At 43.7% G+C, this 18,588-nt stretch carries 15 protein-coding genes and 2 tRNA genes; 7 read left to right on the top strand and 10 right to left on the bottom strand.

Annotation, left to right across the window (positions count from 1 at the left end):
- Positions 1-5 precede the first annotated feature (5 nt).
- The gene (locus V7K69_RS31060; protein ID WP_335041802.1) at positions 6-2,285 is read left to right on the top strand and encodes an amylo-alpha-1,6-glucosidase; all 2,280 of its coding nucleotides are present in this window, start codon (positions 6-8) and stop codon (positions 2,283-2,285) included.
- Positions 2,286-2,446: 161 nt separating this feature from the next.
- Here the strand turns inward: V7K69_RS31060 and V7K69_RS31055 are convergent.
- The 6 genes from V7K69_RS31055 to V7K69_RS31030 all read right to left on the bottom strand — a co-directional run bounded on the left by V7K69_RS31055 (position 2,447) and on the right by V7K69_RS31030 (position 10,482).
- A tRNA-Met gene (locus V7K69_RS31055) sits at positions 2,447-2,520 on the bottom strand.
- A gap of 167 nt (positions 2,521-2,687) precedes the next feature.
- Entirely contained in the window at positions 2,688-5,021 is a 2,334-nt protein-coding gene (locus V7K69_RS31050; RefSeq protein WP_335041799.1) for a peptidoglycan DD-metalloendopeptidase family protein, read from the bottom strand.
- Positions 5,022-5,813: 792 nt separating this feature from the next.
- A complete protein-coding gene (locus V7K69_RS31045) occupies positions 5,814-6,275 on the bottom strand; it encodes a tRNA (cytidine(34)-2'-O)-methyltransferase (RefSeq protein WP_335041797.1) in 462 nt (153 codons plus the stop codon).
- A gap of 353 nt (positions 6,276-6,628) precedes the next feature.
- Positions 6,629-7,768, bottom strand: a complete 1,140-nt coding sequence (gshA, locus tag V7K69_RS31040; RefSeq protein WP_335041794.1) for a glutamate--cysteine ligase — start codon at positions 7,766-7,768, stop codon at positions 6,629-6,631.
- 292 nt (positions 7,769-8,060) lie between these two features.
- Positions 8,061-8,360 (bottom strand): hypothetical protein, encoded by a 300-nt coding sequence (locus V7K69_RS31035; RefSeq protein WP_335041792.1) that lies wholly within the window; start codon positions 8,358-8,360, stop codon positions 8,061-8,063.
- Between the two features lie 394 nt (positions 8,361-8,754).
- Complete coding sequence (locus V7K69_RS31030; RefSeq protein ID WP_335041791.1) at positions 8,755-10,482, bottom strand: S8 family peptidase; 1,728 nt, start codon at positions 10,480-10,482, stop codon at positions 8,755-8,757.
- 666 nt (positions 10,483-11,148) lie between these two features.
- Here V7K69_RS31030 and V7K69_RS31025 point away from each other — a divergent pair.
- Positions 11,149-12,618, top strand: coding sequence for a glycoside hydrolase family 13 protein (locus tag V7K69_RS31025; protein WP_335041790.1), 1,470 nt, complete (start codon positions 11,149-11,151; stop codon positions 12,616-12,618).
- A gap of 109 nt (positions 12,619-12,727) precedes the next feature.
- Here the strand turns inward: V7K69_RS31025 and V7K69_RS31020 are convergent, their stop codons facing one another.
- Complete coding sequence (locus V7K69_RS31020; protein WP_335041788.1) at positions 12,728-13,147, bottom strand: fasciclin domain-containing protein; 420 nt, start codon at positions 13,145-13,147, stop codon at positions 12,728-12,730.
- A 159-nt stretch (positions 13,148-13,306) separates the two neighbouring features.
- On the opposite strand from V7K69_RS31020, the gene V7K69_RS31015 reads away from it, so the two are divergent.
- The 5 genes from V7K69_RS31015 to V7K69_RS30995 all read left to right on the top strand — a co-directional run bounded on the left by V7K69_RS31015 (position 13,307) and on the right by V7K69_RS30995 (position 14,858).
- Positions 13,307-13,543: a DNA-directed RNA polymerase subunit omega gene (locus V7K69_RS31015; protein WP_012412301.1), complete on the top strand. Its 237-nt coding sequence runs from the start codon at positions 13,307-13,309 to the stop codon at positions 13,541-13,543.
- Between the two features lie 23 nt (positions 13,544-13,566).
- Positions 13,567-14,175: a hypothetical protein gene (locus tag V7K69_RS31010; RefSeq protein ID WP_335041786.1), complete on the top strand. Its 609-nt coding sequence runs from the start codon at positions 13,567-13,569 to the stop codon at positions 14,173-14,175.
- A gap of 57 nt (positions 14,176-14,232) precedes the next feature.
- Positions 14,233-14,598 carry a DUF1818 family protein gene (locus V7K69_RS31005; RefSeq protein WP_335041784.1) on the top strand — a complete coding sequence of 122 codons (366 nt, stop codon included), beginning with the start codon at positions 14,233-14,235 and terminating at the stop codon, positions 14,596-14,598.
- 50 nt (positions 14,599-14,648) lie between these two features.
- Positions 14,649-14,722 (top strand) — tRNA-Pro (locus V7K69_RS31000).
- Positions 14,723-14,735: 13 nt separating this feature from the next.
- On the top strand, positions 14,736-14,858 hold the full coding sequence (locus V7K69_RS30995; protein ID WP_335041782.1) for a hypothetical protein: 123 nt from the start codon (positions 14,736-14,738) through the stop codon (positions 14,856-14,858).
- A 68-nt stretch (positions 14,859-14,926) separates the two neighbouring features.
- Here the strand turns inward: V7K69_RS30995 and V7K69_RS30990 are convergent, their stop codons facing one another.
- The 3 genes from V7K69_RS30990 to V7K69_RS30980 all read right to left on the bottom strand — a co-directional run bounded on the left by V7K69_RS30990 (position 14,927) and on the right by V7K69_RS30980 (position 18,398).
- Positions 14,927-16,408: a site-2 protease family protein gene (locus tag V7K69_RS30990; RefSeq protein ID WP_335041780.1), complete on the bottom strand. Its 1,482-nt coding sequence runs from the start codon at positions 16,406-16,408 to the stop codon at positions 14,927-14,929.
- Positions 16,409-16,915: 507 nt separating this feature from the next.
- Positions 16,916-17,938, bottom strand: a complete 1,023-nt coding sequence (locus tag V7K69_RS30985) for a spore photoproduct lyase family protein (RefSeq protein WP_335041852.1) — start codon at positions 17,936-17,938, stop codon at positions 16,916-16,918.
- 103 nt (positions 17,939-18,041) lie between these two features.
- Entirely contained in the window at positions 18,042-18,398 is a 357-nt protein-coding gene (locus V7K69_RS30980; RefSeq protein ID WP_104900334.1) for a hypothetical protein, read from the bottom strand.
- Between the last annotated feature and the right edge of the window lie 190 nt (positions 18,399-18,588).

Raw genomic sequence — 18,588 nt, 5'->3', positions numbered from 1 at the left:
AGCCAATGCCCGATTTAGATACAAGAGAATGGTTACTTACCAATGGCTTAGGAAGTTTTGCCAGTGGTACGATTTCTAATGTCCGCACGCGCACCTATCACGGTTGGCTATTTACCGCTGCAAACCCACCTTCTGGGCGGACTCTGCTGTTTTCACACTTAGACGCTAGCTTAGAAGTATCGGGGAGCGTTATAGCACTGGGGACAAATGTTTGGGGTAACGGTCAAATTGAACTGACAGGCTACGAACTGTTGCGCTGTTTTGATATTAACCCAGTTCCAAAATGGATTTGGGGTCGAGATAACTGGCAATTAAGCAGACAATTGGTGATGCCTTATGGGTTAGTGGAGTCTGGGGACTGGGGACTGGGGATTAGGAATGAGGAACTGGAAATAGCGAAGAATGCTTCCCAATGCCCAATGACGGCAGTTGCTCCACTACAGCGCTTCTCTACGAGACGCTTTGCGAACGCGCATCCTGCGGCGGGGGAGACCCCAACACCGCACTGCCTCCCCAATGCCCAATTTTGCGATCGAATCTTGATCCAGTATCGATACGACGGAAGTGATACAGCAATTTTACGGCTGCGACTGCTGATAGCAGACCGTGATTTTCACCACCCACAAATTGCTAGTTCAGGATTACAGTTCTCAGAATTGCTTGGGCAACAGCAAATTTGCCTGCAAGCAAAAAAATTGGGTAATTTCGGTATACCTTGGCACTTGCGTTGGACAAAAGGAAAATATCAACCAGATGCAGTTTGGTATTGGAATTATGGATTGTCTGAGGAGACAAAACGGGGATTAAGTGACAAAGAAGACCTCTACAGTCCTGGTTACTTGATAGTCAGACTGCAACCAGGAGATATGGTAACACTAGAAGCACGAGTAGGTTTTCCAAACTTGATGGCAGGTGTTCTCACTTCCGAAACCTTTGCAGAAGCTGTGGAGGTAGAGCAAGACCGGCTCTCCCAGATTTTTGGATGGAGCAGGGGAGCAGGGGGACAAGGAGGACAAGGGGACAAAGAGGACAAGGGGAGAATTATTCAAGTTGCTCCTTTGTCTGCCCCCTCTTCCTTGTCTTTTATGTCTCTTCTCGATGCCCCATGCCCCATGCCCCATGCCCCATACCCACTCTGGCAACAACTACTTAAAGCAAGCGATCAATTTATCGTCTATCGAGCCTCAATTGCAGACCCCACAATCATTGCTGGTTATCACTGGTTTAATGAGCGAGGACGCGACATATTAATCGCCTTACCTGGGTTAGCATTGGTTCCACAGCGCTTTGATTTGGCAAAAAGAGTATTACGGACTTTTGGACATTACTGTTGCCACGGTTTGATGCCTAATGTATTTCCTGATGCCGATGGCGAACCACTTTATAACAGTATCGATGCGGCGCTGTGGTGGATTGAAACTTTGGGACTTTATTTAGAAGCTACCCAAGACTGGGAATTTTTGGCAGAGCAATTCCCCATAGTCCAACAAATCCACAAAGCCTTTATTGGTGGTACACGCTACAATATCCAGGTTGATGCTATTGATGGGCTAATTAGTTGGGATGCTCGTGGTGTAGCTCTCACATGGATGGATGTAGTAGTTGGGGCAAATCCCGTTACTCCACGTTATGGTAAGCCAGTAGAAATCAATGCGCTGTGGTATTCAGCTTTATGTTGGCTAAGTCGGTGGGCAGAACGCTTAAGTTCGCTTGAACTTGGCGATCCAGTGCGTCTCACTAAGCAAGCACAGCGTTATGCTGTACAAGCACAAAAGGTTAAAACCTCGCTGCAAAAGTTCTGGAATCCTCAGTTGGGTTATTTGTACGATACTATCGAGCCAGACGATCGCCGGAATTTTCAAATTCGTCCTAATGCGGTTTTGGCGCTGTCGCTCTACCACTGTGGATTTTCTGCCCAGCAAGGGAGTCAGATACTAGATTTGGCAACTATCAGCTTACTGACTCCTTATGGTCTTCGCAGTCTCGATCCAGGAGATCCCGAATACAAAGGGAGATATGAGGGTAATCAAGAGCAACGCGATCGCGCTTATCACCAAGGCACTGTTTGGGCTTGGCTAATTGGGCCATATATTCGGGCTTGGCAACGTTTTTATCCAGAACAATCGCTGTCTTTTGATTGGCAACCCCTGCTAGATCACTTCTTATCTGGCGCTTGTCTTGGTTCTATTTCTGAAATTTTTGATGGCGATGCACCTCATACACCCAGAGGTGCGATCGCTCAAGCTTGGTCTGTTGCCGAACTAATTCGCCACATACAAAAATAATTCGTAATTCGTAATGGGCTACGCCCCGCTACGCTAACGTAATTCATAGAGGATGTTTTAAAAGGTCATAGCCTCTTATCTACGTAACAAGCTACAGCTACCATGAAATCTAAAGGCAGTGTTAAACAACCTTTTAACTACGAATTACTAATTCTTTAAAGTGGCTCAGGTTGGAATTGAACCAACGACCTCAGGCTTATGAGTCCCGCGCTCTAACCAACTGAGCTACTGAGCCATATATCTTCAAATCATAAACTAGTATAGCATACAAATTTGCTCAATACTAGGATTTTTGCAATTTCCTTACAGCTTTTATCCCTGTTGAGTTTATAGAAAGCAAAAGAGGGAGGTAAACTCCCTCAACAAAACAAGGTAATGATTTAGTTACAGATAGCCAAGAAATTATATGCGATCCGGTAACATGGCGATTGGGTTAACAGCACCCTTACCTGATGGATGGATTTCAAAGTGGGTGTGTGGGCCAGTACTGTGACCACTGCTACCCATTAAAGCAATTGTTTCTCCTTGATGTACCTGCTGACCAGGTTGCACTAGAATCTTGCTGTTATGGGCATAGCGAGTCGTGCTGCCATCAGGATGACGGATTTCGACAAGGTTGCCGTAGCCACCATTGTTCCAGCCTGCTTTTTCTATCGTCCCCTCAGCTGAGGCGACAACTGGTGTGCCAGTGGAGTTAGCAACGTCAATTCCTTTGTGCATTCTACCCCAGCGCCAGCCATAACCAGAGGTAAGGGTACCTTTGGCGGGCCATGTGTAAGCTACGGTTGAGGAAGATGGAGGAGGTGTCAGTTCGTCAATGGGTCTGGGCAGATATTGATCCACTGCTGCCAAAGGCGGTACTATTTGTGGAGTAACTGTGGTTCCCCGCATCTTTCCTAAGGAGTCAGAGGCATTTACTCTTCCAGGGGGGGTTGCAACTCTTGTAGGAGATTTAGTGCGAGCGGGAGTCCACTGACTAGCAGAACCGAGATTGGGCAAGAATTCTGGGTTGACTGGTTCGGTAGGACGTACACTAGTACGGAATTGGGGCTTGATTGGTTGAGCGCTATAGGTAGCTCTAATAGGTGTAGGAACTGGAATTGGTATCGCTACACTATTTGGTCGAACCGCAGAGTTAGGTACGATGAAATTATTAGGAGTAGAAACAGGAGTGAGCATTGCAGCGTTAGTAGTATCGCTAGCTGCTGGCACAACTAAATTACCAGACTGTTGAGCGCGGTACTTTTGCTGTAATCTCTGAATTTCCGCTTGCAAGCCGCGCAAACGGTCATTATTATTTCCCCGTGCTACCCTATTTGCTGGTGTTTGAGGCTGTTGTATTTCAGCAAAAGCTGTTGGCACTGGATCTTCACCACCAACACCATAAGACCTAGTAGGAGTGGTAGGGCGTACTTTTAAGTCAGTGGAACTATTTGCCTGAACCTGATTGTTCGCAATTACCTGTGTAGGGACGGCAACGCTGCTGTTGTCGGCAATAGATGGTGATTGTGAAGTAGTTGGTAGATAGGAGTTGGCACTACCGATGTTCATAGGAGAGGTAGCTACTTTTGGAGTTTTGCTGGACTCTATAAAAGTAGGTTGACTCGCTACAGTGGGTTGACTCACTACAGTAGGTTGACTCGCTACAGTTACCTCAACTTTACCACCAGGAATAATTAGTTGTTGACTAATTTTCAGTTCATTGGGATTGTTGAGGTTATTTACCTTAACTAGTTCTGATACTGAAGTATTGTATTTGCTGGCGATCGCTGCTAGTGTATCTCCAGGCTTAACTTCGTAGGCGGTTCGACCCGAAGACGCAATAACTGTTGGTGTAGCTGCTACTGGTGTAATTGCACTCGTCTGATTCTTCTGTTTTAGCTTTGATATCAAGTTCGCTTTGCTTGCATCGTCAGAAGTATTTGGCTGGATTAATGCAGTTTTTTCAACTCCAGTCGCCGGCTGTGCCAAACCAATATCAGCTGATGATAAGTTTTCAGTTTCCCCAGACTGTAACTGTGCGAGACTTTTTCTTAACCGATTAGATTTTTCTTGTAAGCGATTCAGTGCAAACTCTTGTTGTGCCTTAAGTTGTGCATTTATCTCACCGTTGACTGCACCAGATGTTGCTACTGTTTGTGGCTGGGCATTCAATAAAACATTTGTACTGCCAACACTATCAGCACTATAGTCAGACAAATTATTGACTGTTGGGAAACTAGTCTCGGCTAATGTGTTGTTCAATCCCTGTGCCACTTGTGGCTTCAGGTTAGTGGAATTTTTATAACCAGCTGTTGCTTGGGAAAATGTTTCTGATGCAGGAATTTGCAAAGACATTCCATTTGCCGCGACTTGCCATTTAGCTTCAAGCCCAGGCACTTGTGAGACTGCCGTTGGTTCCACTATCACAGGATTTTCCGGCACGCTCGCTGATGAGACTGCTTGGGACTCCAGCTTTGTGGAGGCGAATTTCACTTCAGTGTCAGGAGCAGCAGGAATCGAAGAGGAAGCCTTTTGGCTGCCTACTGGCACCGCTGCTTGGGCTTGATCGCTTTGCCGAGTCACCAAAAGGCTGGTTGCTCCCATAGAGATTGCCAAGCCAATCATGGCGGCTTTTGTCCGCACCCGGCGGTTAACTTTTGGATTCATCACATTTTGCAGTTCTACCGGGGCATCATCGCTGTTGGGGTTATTGTTCAACACAGCTTTTACTCTCTTTTTTAATGCTCGTTTCAAAGACGACCTCCTATGATCACTAGCGCTTAACTGACCTCGATTTTTCAGTTGGATACTAATCAATGATTTAGATCACAACAAATGATAGATCAAGATCACATTCACCAGAGATGCTTACGCAAGATTAACCTGCTTCTCTGATTTAGACAAGTTTACATGTTTTAGCAAAACTTAAAGTTTGCTGTGTTTACTTGTCCGAACCACTCCTAACACCACTTAGGACGTTTATAACTCTTTACCATTATCCGTGCTTGTCTTGCGTCAATCACGGGGACTAGACAAATAATTTGCCTAGTCCATAGTCGCTGCCGAAAAATAAATTGCTGCGACTTCTGGAAAAGTGATGCCCCCTGCTGTAGATATCTTCAAGATATTTCTAGCCCATCAGTCTTCTTCAACACGAGACTTTACGTTGATTATTCCCTAAAAAACAACCGTATTAACTATCGTCTAATTTTAGGCTGATTTTTGGAGTTAATTAAGCAAGAACAGGTCAAATACATGATAGGACTGGGTTTTGGCGCTTTTGTTTCCCATTTACGATACTTCAAATTCATCAAAATCTATCATTCAAATTTGGCATTATCTCAAGTTTTATATATAAATTTCTTATAATAACCTTCCTCTCTTTGTAAGTATCTTCCACTACAATTGGCAAATAAACCCAGGATTTGGTATATTCTTTTACATATTTTGCCGGAAACAAAAAAATCTTGCTGACAAAATTCTCTAGTTTAGAAAGATTTTTTTAGAGACAACAAGTAAATATACTTAGGTTATGAAGGTAAACAACTATTGTAGATAGCCTAACTGACGACGGGTTTCAAATAAGCCAATTGCCACACTGACTGACAAGTTCAAGCTGCGAACCCCTGGTTGGCTCATGGGAATATACAGAGTAGCATCGCAATCTGACAAAATTGTTGGTGGTAAGCCCGTAGTTTCACTACCAAACAGTAGCCAATCATCGGCTTGATATTGAAAGCTGACGTAACTAAAATTCCCACCAACGGTATAACCTAACCATCTGCCTCCACGCTCTTGATGTACGGTTTTAAAGGCTTCTAGGGATTCGTGACAGTGGAGTTTGACATAAGGCCAGTAATCCAAGCCGGCTCTTTTAAGGTAGCGATCGCTAATTTCAAACCCCAAGGGCCCTACCAAATGCAACTCTGTACCTGTTGCTGCACAAGTACGAGCAATATTACCTGTATTAGGAGGAATTTGTGGGTTAACTAAAACGACCTGGGGCATTGTCCGTATAATCTACGTATTGTATAAAACAATTTATTGTCAATGTTAAATCTACCAAAGGGTAGAGGCTATTCATAGGTTTTGTTAATAATAATCAAGCATCATCCATCGATTAGATTTTTAAAACAATAGCACAAACCCTCCCAGAGCAATCCCTGAGAGGATATTTGGCTAAAATTGGTAAATATTAAGTTTTATGTAGAAAGATTAATCACTTGTGTATTTTAGGGGTGGTAGTATCTCCAAAGAAATCTACCATTGGGAATTGGGCATGGGGAATGGGCTAATAATCAATAGTTTTTCTTCCCTTGCTCCCCCTTCTCCCCCTGCTCCCTGCTCCCCTGCCTCTTCAATTAAGCTAGTAGGGACGAACACAATTTGTCTTCGAGTTCGATTTCGCGTTCTTGGGTGGCGAGAATAGCTTGAGTGATGACGCGCTGGCTGTCAAAACCGACTGTGTGTAACTGCAACCACTGTTGAGCTTCATTGCCTTCGCGGAGAATTTTGTGCAATGGAGAAAGGAAACAGCTAAAGCCTTGTTGTTTAGCGATCGCCCAAACATCTTGGTACATTTGGGTAATCCAATCTCTGGCTAGGATGCTTCTACCATCTTGCCAATGCCTCAAATGAGCATCAAGACTATCAGCAGCCGCCGCCGCTTCGTTTTCAGCAGTCAGGGTGACGAGTTCTTCGCCAGAGAAAATACTTTGAGTTAAAGGATCGATGTTGGGATTTTCAATTACTTGCAATAAACGCGCTTCTAATAAGGCAGTAATGGCTAGTAAGGCAATGGGATCTGTGACTAAATCGCAAATTCGTAGTTCTAGGCGATTTAAATCATAAGGGCGGCGATCGCCATTTGGTCGCACCGATGTCCACAAATGCCGAACATTTTGCATGGTTCCGGCAACGAGTTGATCTTCCACCCACTGGATATGATCGGCGTGGCTGGCAAATAACGGTACATGGCTAGGCGTTTGCGGAAATAAGCCCCAGCGAGTGGAGTGATAGCCAGTAGTTTTGCCATCTAGGAAGGGAGATGAGGCACTGAGGGCGAGAAATAAAGGTGCTTCCATACGGATCACCCGACACGCCCGCATTAATATTTCTGGATCGCTGATGCCTATATTAATGTGTACGCTGGCGGTGACTACTTTTGTCCCGTAGGTGTTCTCAATGTAGTCATGATAAGGATTTGCTGGATCGGAACGCAGAAAGCGATCGCCGCCACCCAACGATAAAGTACTTCCCGGTATCAAGGTGTAATCGCCCAAATGATTGAGGTAGTTTCGCAACTCCCGGCGAGGACGCAGCAAGGCACACAATAAATTTTCGTAATTATGGGATGGTTGGGTTATGTATTCGACATTGCGGCTATCTGGCTCCCGCATAAATCCATCCAAGGCTGCAATAATTTTGTCGGAGAGACCGACGATTTCACCTTGAGGCGTGCCAGTATACATCTCGATCTCAAAGCCTTTTAATAACACCACCTTGTTCTCCTCGGCTCTCTCTGCCTATTAATTGTATCGAATTAGACGTATCTTTAGGATCTATCTTTCTAGTCAATCAAAGATTAAGAATTATTTAATTGATAATTTATGCCAAGTTATGATGACAGATTTCTTGGCTGCTCTTCAAAAAATTATTACTACTGAAATTGCTGAAAGCTCTACTGCAAGTAATCTGGAAATTGAGGTGAAGTGTAGTTTCCAGATAAACAACAACCTAATTCACAGTAACGGCAAAAAATTATCCGCGTATTGCAGGGTTAGACATTGGCGATTAAACACCCAACTTGCCTGTATCTATTCTCCTATTAAGCAAACGCAACTGCTGCGATCGCTTCAAATATTTTACCCAAGGTTCCTCTGACAAGTGGGAAATTGTATTTAGTGACACTGTTGCCGTGAATATATCTTTCCCACTAGTAATATCACTGATGCCTAAATTCTCTAAAACAGCAATTGCAGCAGAGTCTAAAATTGGTTCAGTATGGATGAAAACTTCTAAACTCCTTTCCTCTGGGTTTTGAACATCATTGAGCGCTGTAGCAAGGGCAGCATCAAGCTTTTGAAAATCCATAGAGCAGTAAGTGGGTAAAAAGTAGGCAATTCTTAACCTATCGTATAGCTAAGGTATCAAACTTGCGAGTTTTTATTGCCTATCTCTGTATAGATTTCATGGGCGATTTCCTATGTCCAATTACAGATTAATTGCTGTTCTCTCTAGTTTGAGGTTTCTTGAGAAGCCTAAATGCAGATTATGCTTGTATATTAATATTCCCTTTCTCGATGAAAGTACCACTCAAAGTTGCTCCTTAAAAATCAGCATCTAAAGCAGTTATTCCGATTCAAATTGCATTTTTTAAGTCAGCAATTCTAAATTATCGCTGTTTAATTATAGCTGTATAATCTTTAAGAGACGCGATATATTTATTGTATTAAATTTGTTAAATATATCGCATCTCTGAGGCTAATTACAGATTTAAAGCGTTAATCACTCCATAACCCCATTTCTCATCAAATGTCCCTGCGGGTTTTCCAGGAATTGCACTATTTTTACGTAGTAAGTCTTTCACAGCAGCCGGATCAAGATTGGGATCTCGTTGTAATAGTAATGCTACTAACCCACTAACAAATGGTGTCGCCATACTCGTACCAGCCTGTACCACAAACTTGGAATTAATCATTGATGAGCGGTCAAAGTTTGCATCGGCGGAAAGCGTAGAAATAATCATCGCTCCTGGTGCTGCGACATCCGGCTTGTATCCATCATTTCGTAGTGGGCCTTCACTACTGAATTCCGAAATAGTGTTTAATTCTAAGCCCATTTCTCGCACTTGGTTATCAATATCTGTGTACTTGGTTTTAGTAGTATAGGCGGCAACTGTAATTGCACTGCTGGCGGCTCCTGGCGAACCAATTTTTAGCGCATCTTTCACACTTTTACCTGTAAAAAATACTGACGAAGTGTCATCTAATGTCCATACATCTAAACGTGTGTCAGTTGAAGAAGTGTTGCGGACTCGCAGTTGCCAAACACCTCCCATAACTGGCGAGGGGTCAATACCCCGGATTTGCACAAAGAAATTATGGTCGCCATTGGCTTTATCTGGGGCTGGTGTCGCTAATTGCACCCTTGCATCTGGTAACTGGTAATCTTGTGCGGCATTACCGTCAGTAATTATTTTTTGGAAGGGGGTGACAAAACCGTTAGGACTCCGCACAGACACCTCTAATTCGCTGTCTTTGGAATACCAAGCATTTAACCAAACTATGCCTATTTGATTCAAAGGAACATTAAAGCGCATACCACGAGTGCGTCCACTGGGTATTATCGCTTGTCCATGAATGTTATCGTTTCCTTCATTACCCGCAGCACAACAAACTATTCTTCCAGGGCCAGTTTCCGCGTCAATAACTTTGGATAAGGAATCACTACCATCATGGGCATCAGCGTGTCCACCCAAGCTGAGATTCACCACAGCTGCGCGTCCTAACTCTCTAGCAATTCGGAAAATGTAACGCACACCATCAGCAATATGGGCATCTTGTAAATCTGACCTGACCACAACTAATTCTGCTTCTGGTGCTACACCACCATAGCTAGCATCGGCACCAGCGGCAATTCCGGCAACATGAGTACCATGACCGCCAGTATCCTGAGAAATTGTCAGTTGCGCTCCCGTAAATTCCGCCCCATAGCCGCCTTCGGTTACTCCTGGCCCTGGCAGTGTTTGATCCCAGATGTGTAAAATTCGTCCAGCAAAAGCGGGGTGTTTCGGATCAATGCCACTGTCTATAATGCCGATGATTACTCCTTTACCGGTCAGTCCAGTTTTGTTCTGGAACTCCGGGAGTTTAACTGCTCCCATTGCAGTGTCCATCCTCAAATGAAGTTTGCGTGATGGCTTGATGCGTTGGATAACATCTTCTTCAGACAAGACATCTAAACTCTCTATCGGTAAAAAAGCCGTCCGCACACTCCCAGAGTTTTGATTGACTTCAATGTTATATTGTGATAGATAACTCAAGTCTGCATCAGGATCGCAATAGATAAAAACGACGCTCTTTGTTGGCTTGACTGGGCTTTTGTGGGCAATAATGCCAAGCGATCGCTTGTGTGTAACTAAAGCTTTATCTCCCTCATTTTGATAGTCTTGAAATGCCAACAGTAGTCCGGGAGAAAGTTTTTCGTGTCTCATTTTTACCTCAAATTCAATTTATTCGGTGCAAGCAAAGTAGTTTATTAGCATAAGTCGCTCTGGCATTAATGCAGACTATGCAGTTTTTTCGCCTTGATTATTTGATGCGACTATAGTTATCTATTTTTTTATAGATAACATCAAATAAGCTTAGGAGGCGGGAAGTAATTCCTAAGACAATCGCTAATTCATAACTCATATCCCTGAATTATGTCTCCTAATAGTGAGTGATTTTCTGACTTATGAGACATCTCTAAGCAGACGCATTTCAGAATTACCTAAGACTAAGCTAACAGGTAATTTTGATGCAGCTATTAAACTAATCCACTATCTATCTAAATCATTACGGACAAAGTTAAAAAAATAAAATTAAGAATAGTTAAGTAATAAATAAAAAAGATAAACTTAAGAAATATTAAATACTAACAAGTTGTATACTAATCTGTTTTGATTTCTGTGCGCGAAGCGCAATAGACAATAGGCAAGAAGGCTCTTTGAATTGTACCTAGCTTCGCAAAAATCAAAGATAATTCCTGTAGCCAAAATTGTTAAATTGGTATAATTTCTTAATGAATACTGGCAAATTACAGATTCTCTATCATAAGTAAGAGCCATAAAGAAGCTAATATTTGCAACGATCGCTTCTGAACGTACAAAAAGTTATTCATGCAAATTCAAACACCAGATTGGGTAAAGCACGCTGTTTTCTACCAAATTTTCCCAGATCGCTTTGCCAGAAGCAAACAGCCACGCAAACGACTGTTGCGCGAAGCCCGTTGGGAAGATTGGGACGCTATACCCACACTCCAAGGTTATAAAGGTGGGGATTTATGGGGCATCATGGAGGATTTAGACTACATCCAGAATTTGGGGATTAACGCGATTTATTTCACACCTATTTTTCAATCCGCCAGTAATCACCGCTATCATACCCACGATTATTATCAAGTTGACCCGATGCTGGGGGGCAACGAGGCTTTTAAAGAATTGCTAGATGCGGCTCATAAACGGAATATCAAAGTCGTTCTGGATGGGGTATTTAACCATTCCAGCCGTGGCTTTTTCTTTTTCCACGACGTTTTAGAAAATGGCCCGCATTCACCTTGGGTAAATTGGTTCAAAATAGAAGGCTGGCCCCTTTCACCTTATAACGGTGAATTCCCTGCAAACTACGTGGGCTGGGCGGGAAATCGCGCCTTGCCAGAATTTAACCATGACAATCCAGAAGTACGAGAATACATTATGGAAATTGCCGAATATTGGATTAAATTCGGCATCGACGGTTGGCGATTGGATGTACCATTTGAAATAAAAACTCCGGGTTTTTGGCAGGAATTCCGCGATCGCACTAAAGCCATCAATCCCGAAGCTTATATTGTGGGCGAAGTGTGGGGAGATTCCCGCCAGTGGTTGGATGGAACGCAATTTGACGGCGTGATGAATTATCTATTTGCTGGGCCGACAATTGCCTTTGCAGCTGGCGATCGCGTAGTCTTAGAACAAGTCCAAAGCCGCGACTATCAACCCTACCCACCCTTATTTGCTGCCGAGTACGCCACCAAAATCCAAGAAGTACTGCAACTTTATCCTTGGGAAATTCAGCTAACTCAACTCAATTTGTTAGCAAGTCACGATACAGCCCGATTGATGACCATTGCAGGTGGTGATATAGGGAGTGTAGAATTATCGACTCTACTATTACTCACCTTTCCCGGTGCCCCCAGTATTTACTATGGCGATGAAGTTGGCTTACCTGGTGGGATAGATCCCGACTCACGGCGTGGCTTTCCTTTAGAGGCTAACTGGAATCAAGAAATTTTCAATACTCATCGTCAATTAATTGCCATCCGCCAAACTTACCCAGCCTTGCGTACAGGTGATTACCGAGTCCTCTATGCTCAAGGACAACTTTATATCTTTGCACGAACTTTAGGCACAGAAGAATTGATAATTGCCATCAACGCTGGTACAAGTTCAGCGACTGCAAATGTAGATGTGGCTAGTAGTTTGCATACTCAACCCAACAAGCTGTTATATGGTACTGCTGAAGTTGAGTGGAAGGGTGAAGAAGAAACTCACCAATTGTCATTAACTCTTCCCGCACGCAGTGGCTGCATCCTGGGGGCTAGGGGCTAGGAAGAAGGGCAGAGAATGAACAAGAGACAAGGAAGAGGGGCGAGACAGGAGAGACTTGTTCAATAATTCCCCCTTTTCCCCTTGTTTCCCTGCTCCCCTGCCCAATCCCTTATCTCCCTGCAACCATTGCAGGCATCAAAACCTCATCAATAATATGGATCACGCCATTGTCTGTCAAAATGTCTGTTTTGATAACATTGGCGTTATTCACTTTAATTTTGCCATCAACAGATTCAATGGCTACAATTGACCCCTCAAGCGTCTGTGCCTCATCAATCTGTACCAAATCGTCAGACCGAACATCCCCACTAGCGACATGATATGCCACAATTTTCTGGAGCTTGGGAATGTCTTTTAGTAGCGCATCTAAAGTTCCTTCTGGCAGCTTGGCAAAAGCTTCGTCAGTTGGTGCAAATAGTGTCAAAGAACCAGGACTCTTTAGAGTTTCGATGAGATTTGCAGCTTGAGCAGCTTTCACTAGGGTATTGAAGTTTCCCGCATTGATCGCAGTTTCCACAAGGTCAGCCATAAGGATGTGTGACTTTAGTCAGATAGTATTATAAGTAACTTATAAAATGACTAGAAGGCTCTTAGCCTCTATCAACAGAAAGGTTGCTGGCGATTAAATACAAGACAACAGATTTATCAGTACTGCTACACTGGGGAATGACCCCAAGAACCACTGATTATGCTAAAGCGTTCTAAGTTCGAGACAACTCAGTCTCAGATTATGCACCGAGCTGAGGAACTGATTAGTGCAGCCTCAAATCGTTACCGCATTACGGTTCAGGTGGCAAATCGTGCTAAACGTCGGCGTTATGAAGATTTTGAAAATAACGAAGATGCGATGATGAAGCCAGTGCTAAGAGCAATTATCGAAATGTCCGATGAATTGACTCAACCAGAGATTATTGGCGAACTATAAAAAAAGGCTGTAGAGAAGGCAGGATGAGCAAACATCAATCGTTCATTCAACCCCTACTCAAGCCCTGGCAAACACTCACTGCCTTAATGGTAGTGGGTGTAATTGCTTTGAGTTCAGGGGTGGGCAAATCAATATACACAACTTTGTTTAGTATCCAACCTGCTTATGCTCAGAGAATCACACCTAGTGATGTTTGGCAGTTGGTATACCAGCAATTGCCAGATTTCCCACGAGAAAACAAGTATATTAGCAAAGAAAATGGCAAAGTTGCCGAAAACAGCACCTTGGCAAATCGCCTGATTAGATATCACATTTATACCAAAGGTCGGGCCCCTGTTTATCGCTTAGATTGGAAGCTGACTTTAGCTGATTACCTGGGGGCGAATGAAATTATGTATGATACTACCTATCCAGGCTATGATTCACTACGGGAAAACCCTATGGAAGGCGATCGCAAAGCCATAACCCGTCTCACCCGCAGTCAGCGAGATGCCCTAGTGCAAGTCTTAGTCAATATATTTAATCCTACTTCCCAAAACACCCTATCTCCTAAACCCAATACCGCACCTAATCCTAGTACATCGACTACCCCACAGCCATCTCAGCGAGGGGGTGCCGAACTACTTAGATAGTGGGAAATTTAGGAGTTATAAGTTGTCAATTCATAACTCCTCAGTTTTAACTAAAATATGGAACGCGTTATAAAAACCGGATTTGGTTGGCGTATTGGCTGGAATCCCCATGCACCTGAATTTAAAGGTTTAGTCGGTACAGATGATTGGGCAATTGAGTTAACCGAAGCCGAGTTGAATGATTTTTGCCGTCTACTAGCACAGTTAGCAGACACCATGAAGCAACTCGCAATGGAATTAATGGAAGAGGAAAAAATTGCTTGTGAAGCCGAAAGCGATTTATTATGGATGGAGGTAGAAGGCTATCCTCATGATTACAGTCTGTGCTTCATTTTGAATACTGGGCGATGTGTAGAGGGTAAATGGAGTGCTTCTGCTGTTCCAGATTTACTGCAAGCGGCTGGGATGCTTAAAGTTTTTTGAATGAGCCTCTTGATTATCTTATAGTTTTGCTATATAATAGTAATTCTGACCGGGGCGTAGCGCAGCTTGGTAGCGCGCCACTTTGGGGTAGTGGAGGTCGTGGGTTCGAATCCCGCCGCTCCGATTGATGATAAGCCATGCCTGCTAGTCTTTTAAAAAGATTGGCAGGTTTTTCAATAAAGTCTGCACGGCGATCGCAAAATCTCCAACAACAACTCATTAGACTTCTTGAAGAAGTGGGGAAAATGGGGAATGGTTAAAGGGTAAAGGTATGGAATTTTACCTTCCCCTTTAACTTTTGCAAGATGTCTGTATTGCTAACTCAGCACTATCCTATTCCCAAACGTCCAGCCAAGCCGGGAGTTAGAGGTAAGAGTGTAGTAATCATTAAGAATAAAGCCAAAAGCCCCAAAGCGGCTCTAGCATCATCAGGTTCAGTGATTTCATTCAAACTGGGGCGTTCTTGATCTCGTTGCAAGAAGAAAATCACGATCGCCCAGTACATGGCAATCATATTACCAAGAGACACTAGCGCCAGTAAAATTAGAGTTGCGATCGTGGCGCGTCCTGCGGTTTTGCGTCCATAAATCGCCTGAACAATGCGCCCACCATCTAGTTGTCCTGCGGGCATTAAGTTCAAAGCGGTAATTACTAACCCCAGCCAACCAATCACCACTAGGGGATGAACACTTACCAAGGGTGACTGCAACGCCGAACCCAAAACGACTCGCGCCAAACTTCCCACCAAAATCGACCCTTGGAAAAACTGATTTGGCAATTGAAATAAACTACCTGGGTGAGAAATTAGTAAGCCTGTCACCAGCATTACCAAAGAAACGATACCACCTGCGGCTGGCCCTGCCAAGGCAATATCAAATAATACCTTGCGGTTAGGTAACAGAGATTCAAAGCGGGTAATTGCTCCAAAGGAACCAATTTGCACTGCGGGTAGAAAGAAAGGCCAGCTAAGACGGATTTGGTGGCGTTTAGCAAGTAACCAATGACCAATTTCGTGAGCCACTAAAATCGCAAATATCCCAGCACCTATGGGCAAAGCTTCTTGAAATCGCCCTGGATTGGCAAATAAATCAAAATTCAGCAGTAATCCCGCAGCTTCTAGATTGGTGGCAATGGTTGCTATTAACAAAATGCCTGCGAAAGCTTTTTGCGATAACAACATCGGCCGGGGATCATTGCGACTCGGCAGGACAATTACCACTGGTTTGCCATCCGTGTTTTCCAATAAAAACAGGCGATATTGCTCGCCAAGGCGCTGCTGCAAACTTGCAGTTAGACGGTTGTGAGTTTCTTCTGGTTCTCCCCGTAAATTGCCTTTGAAAATAGCTCCATCTTGATAGGCAATGGTTTCTGTGGCAAAAAACGTATCGATACCAAAGATACCTTTAATTGCATTCAAGTCCTCTTCTGGTATCGGCGGAATCTCTGGTTTCGGTTCTGCTACTGTTGGTTGTGGGAAATTGGCTTCAAGTAAGGAATTAGCAGCGAGTCTTTCTGTTGCGCGTTGTTTGAGGATGGCATCTTGCCCAGCTGCGCGTAACTGTCTGCCCAAGTAGACGTACAATCCGGCGGATGTTACCACTAAGAACAATATACCCGCTATATTGATGTAAATCCCTGCGGCAAACAATCCAAAAAACAGGAGCCAGGGAGTCATCAACACCACCGACTGTAACCAGGCTAAGATTCCCAGTTTACCAAAAGGTCTGGCGCGATAAAAGCCCCAGCCCAAAATGCCTAAAGCTACCAGTAGGATTGCCGCTAGGATAGAAGTTTCTGATAAAGTAAACATCTCCAAACCTTTGCTATTGAGACTAAGCCAGAACAAGTCCGGTATTGCAGATACACTTATTAATGTATAACGCCGCCTGTCGTCTGCCAAAATTATGCGGCTTTGCGTAGGCGTAGCTCAACCCAGTAGAAAAATCGCAGAGGCAGTTTGCTTACCTTTAACAAGGAAATTTTGCTTCTTGTTTAGTTAATTGAGATAGTAGCCAGGTTTCTGCTGCCGATGTGTAGAGTCATCCAGGATTTGAGAAGCCTTAGAACTACCGGAAGCGCTTAAAAATTATTGAGAGTGATAGATTATTCTGCGATCGCTCTCTTACTCAAGAATTACAGCATAAGCCAACACAGTTCAGATAAGACCAAAAGACTTGTAGAGACGGCGATTTATCGCGTCTCAAAAACCCAAAATTTTTGCCAGTAGCCCTTAACTGAAACGTATTGTAATATAAGCCAACACACTGACATTGCAGAATATTGCCATTAATTCGCAGCGAATTAATTAAATGCGGTACTAAGTCCAATAAAGAATTTCAGCATTTGGAAAGCGCCTACTAATCTCACTCTCAAAAAAGCTACGCAACGCCTTCATTGTGTCCTTCTCGTAAACGTACTTCGTCCCACCAAACTTATTACGCTTGACACTGCGTTTTGCCTCATCCATCTCTAATTTGGATTGCGGATACCAAGTTTGTAACACTTCTTTTGACCCTGGTGTGAACCGATGCGAGATTAACTCAAAGGTAAGATTACAGTCAAAATCCAATGCCTCGTTTATCTGCTCAAACAAACGACTATAGTGCATCTGCCAATCATCTATCGGCATAATTGGCGCGATAACCAAGCCTACTGGATAACCGCCACCGCCATGTTCTTGTGGTAGCGCCAACCGTCGCAAGGCATTCAGTCTAGATGCTACGGATGCTGTACCACCTTCAAATTTGCCAGAAATTGGTGCGGCATTAACGCTCATCCGACAGCGAGTATTGCCATTGTGTGGCAAATCCAGTAATCCATCTACAGCATCAAACTTCGATACCCAACGTAGATGTGCATTGGGACGAGTGCCAAAGTAACGGATACATTCAGCCAGACTTCCAGTTAAATGCTCAATACCCAATGGGTCTGTGTAACAGCTAACTTCAAAACTTGTGGTTTTCCCCTGTTGCTCGTAGTTAGATAAGTTATCTAATATCTGCGGTAAGTTGGCAAAAACGCGGATGACAGGTGGGCCAGACAAGCTACCAGCCAAGTAGCAGTATTGACAGTGAGCCGGACAACCTTCGGCAAGGTGAAACTGCCAATCCGCAGAAGGTGGGATGGGACTCAGCTTAAAAGAACTGGGTGGTGCAGTAACCACCGCTAAGGTACGCTTGGCGATATTATAGGTATCCCGCTCAGACTCACCGCGTAGACCCTTCAGCCGGTTCTGTGATAGTTCTTCTATTGGTAAGTTGAGTGACTGCACACGTTTAAGAATCTGCTGCCCCCAATCCTCATCTAGGGCAGCAGGTGTAAACAGTACCCGTTCAGGTATCCACAATCTTGGCGATTTTGTTTGTGTCTCTGATACTGAAACTTGGTCTGTAATGGTATTCAGCAATATCTTTCTCCGTTATTTAGTTTGCTGATTTCTGCAATTAATTTTCCAGAACTTGCTTAATTCGTCGTTCTAACAAGTCAAGATCCAAACTGCCTTCATCACGGTTAATTCGGCGCACAGTGGAATTAACATTAGCCAAATTAACCAATAAATCTTGAAGAATTTCTTGCTGCTGACGGGCTTGGGTAACTTCGCGTGGTTCCTGTACCAAATCACGCACGATGGTATCTTCAGCGCGAGAGGCGATAATTGGATCGTTTTGCCCTTGAACGTGAACAAAGGTTCGTCGCCCAGGGCCTCGTTCCTCTTCTATTGGTATAACTGCTGTCACTTGGTCAGAACGCACATATTTACCAAATCCCAAATGGACTAGCTCTGATGAGAGTATTTTCATATAATTGAAGCGTTATTTTTATGTCTTACTTATATTGTAAAATCTAAAAAAGTGACTTGAAGCTATATTCCATACGGGTTCTACCCAATTCAAGGTAGTAGTTTCCTTTCCCAATTGATCCTTGATATCTCTATGTCAATCACACTATTTTTACCAGCTTTTGGGCTTGTTCTGGGGTTTCACTAAGCTC

Origin of the sequence: Nostoc sp., assembly GCF_036917775.1 — a bacterium.
Lineage (GTDB): Bacteria > Cyanobacteriota > Cyanobacteriia > Cyanobacteriales > Nostocaceae > Nostoc.
This window is presented reverse-complemented; position numbering and strand designations above follow the sequence as displayed.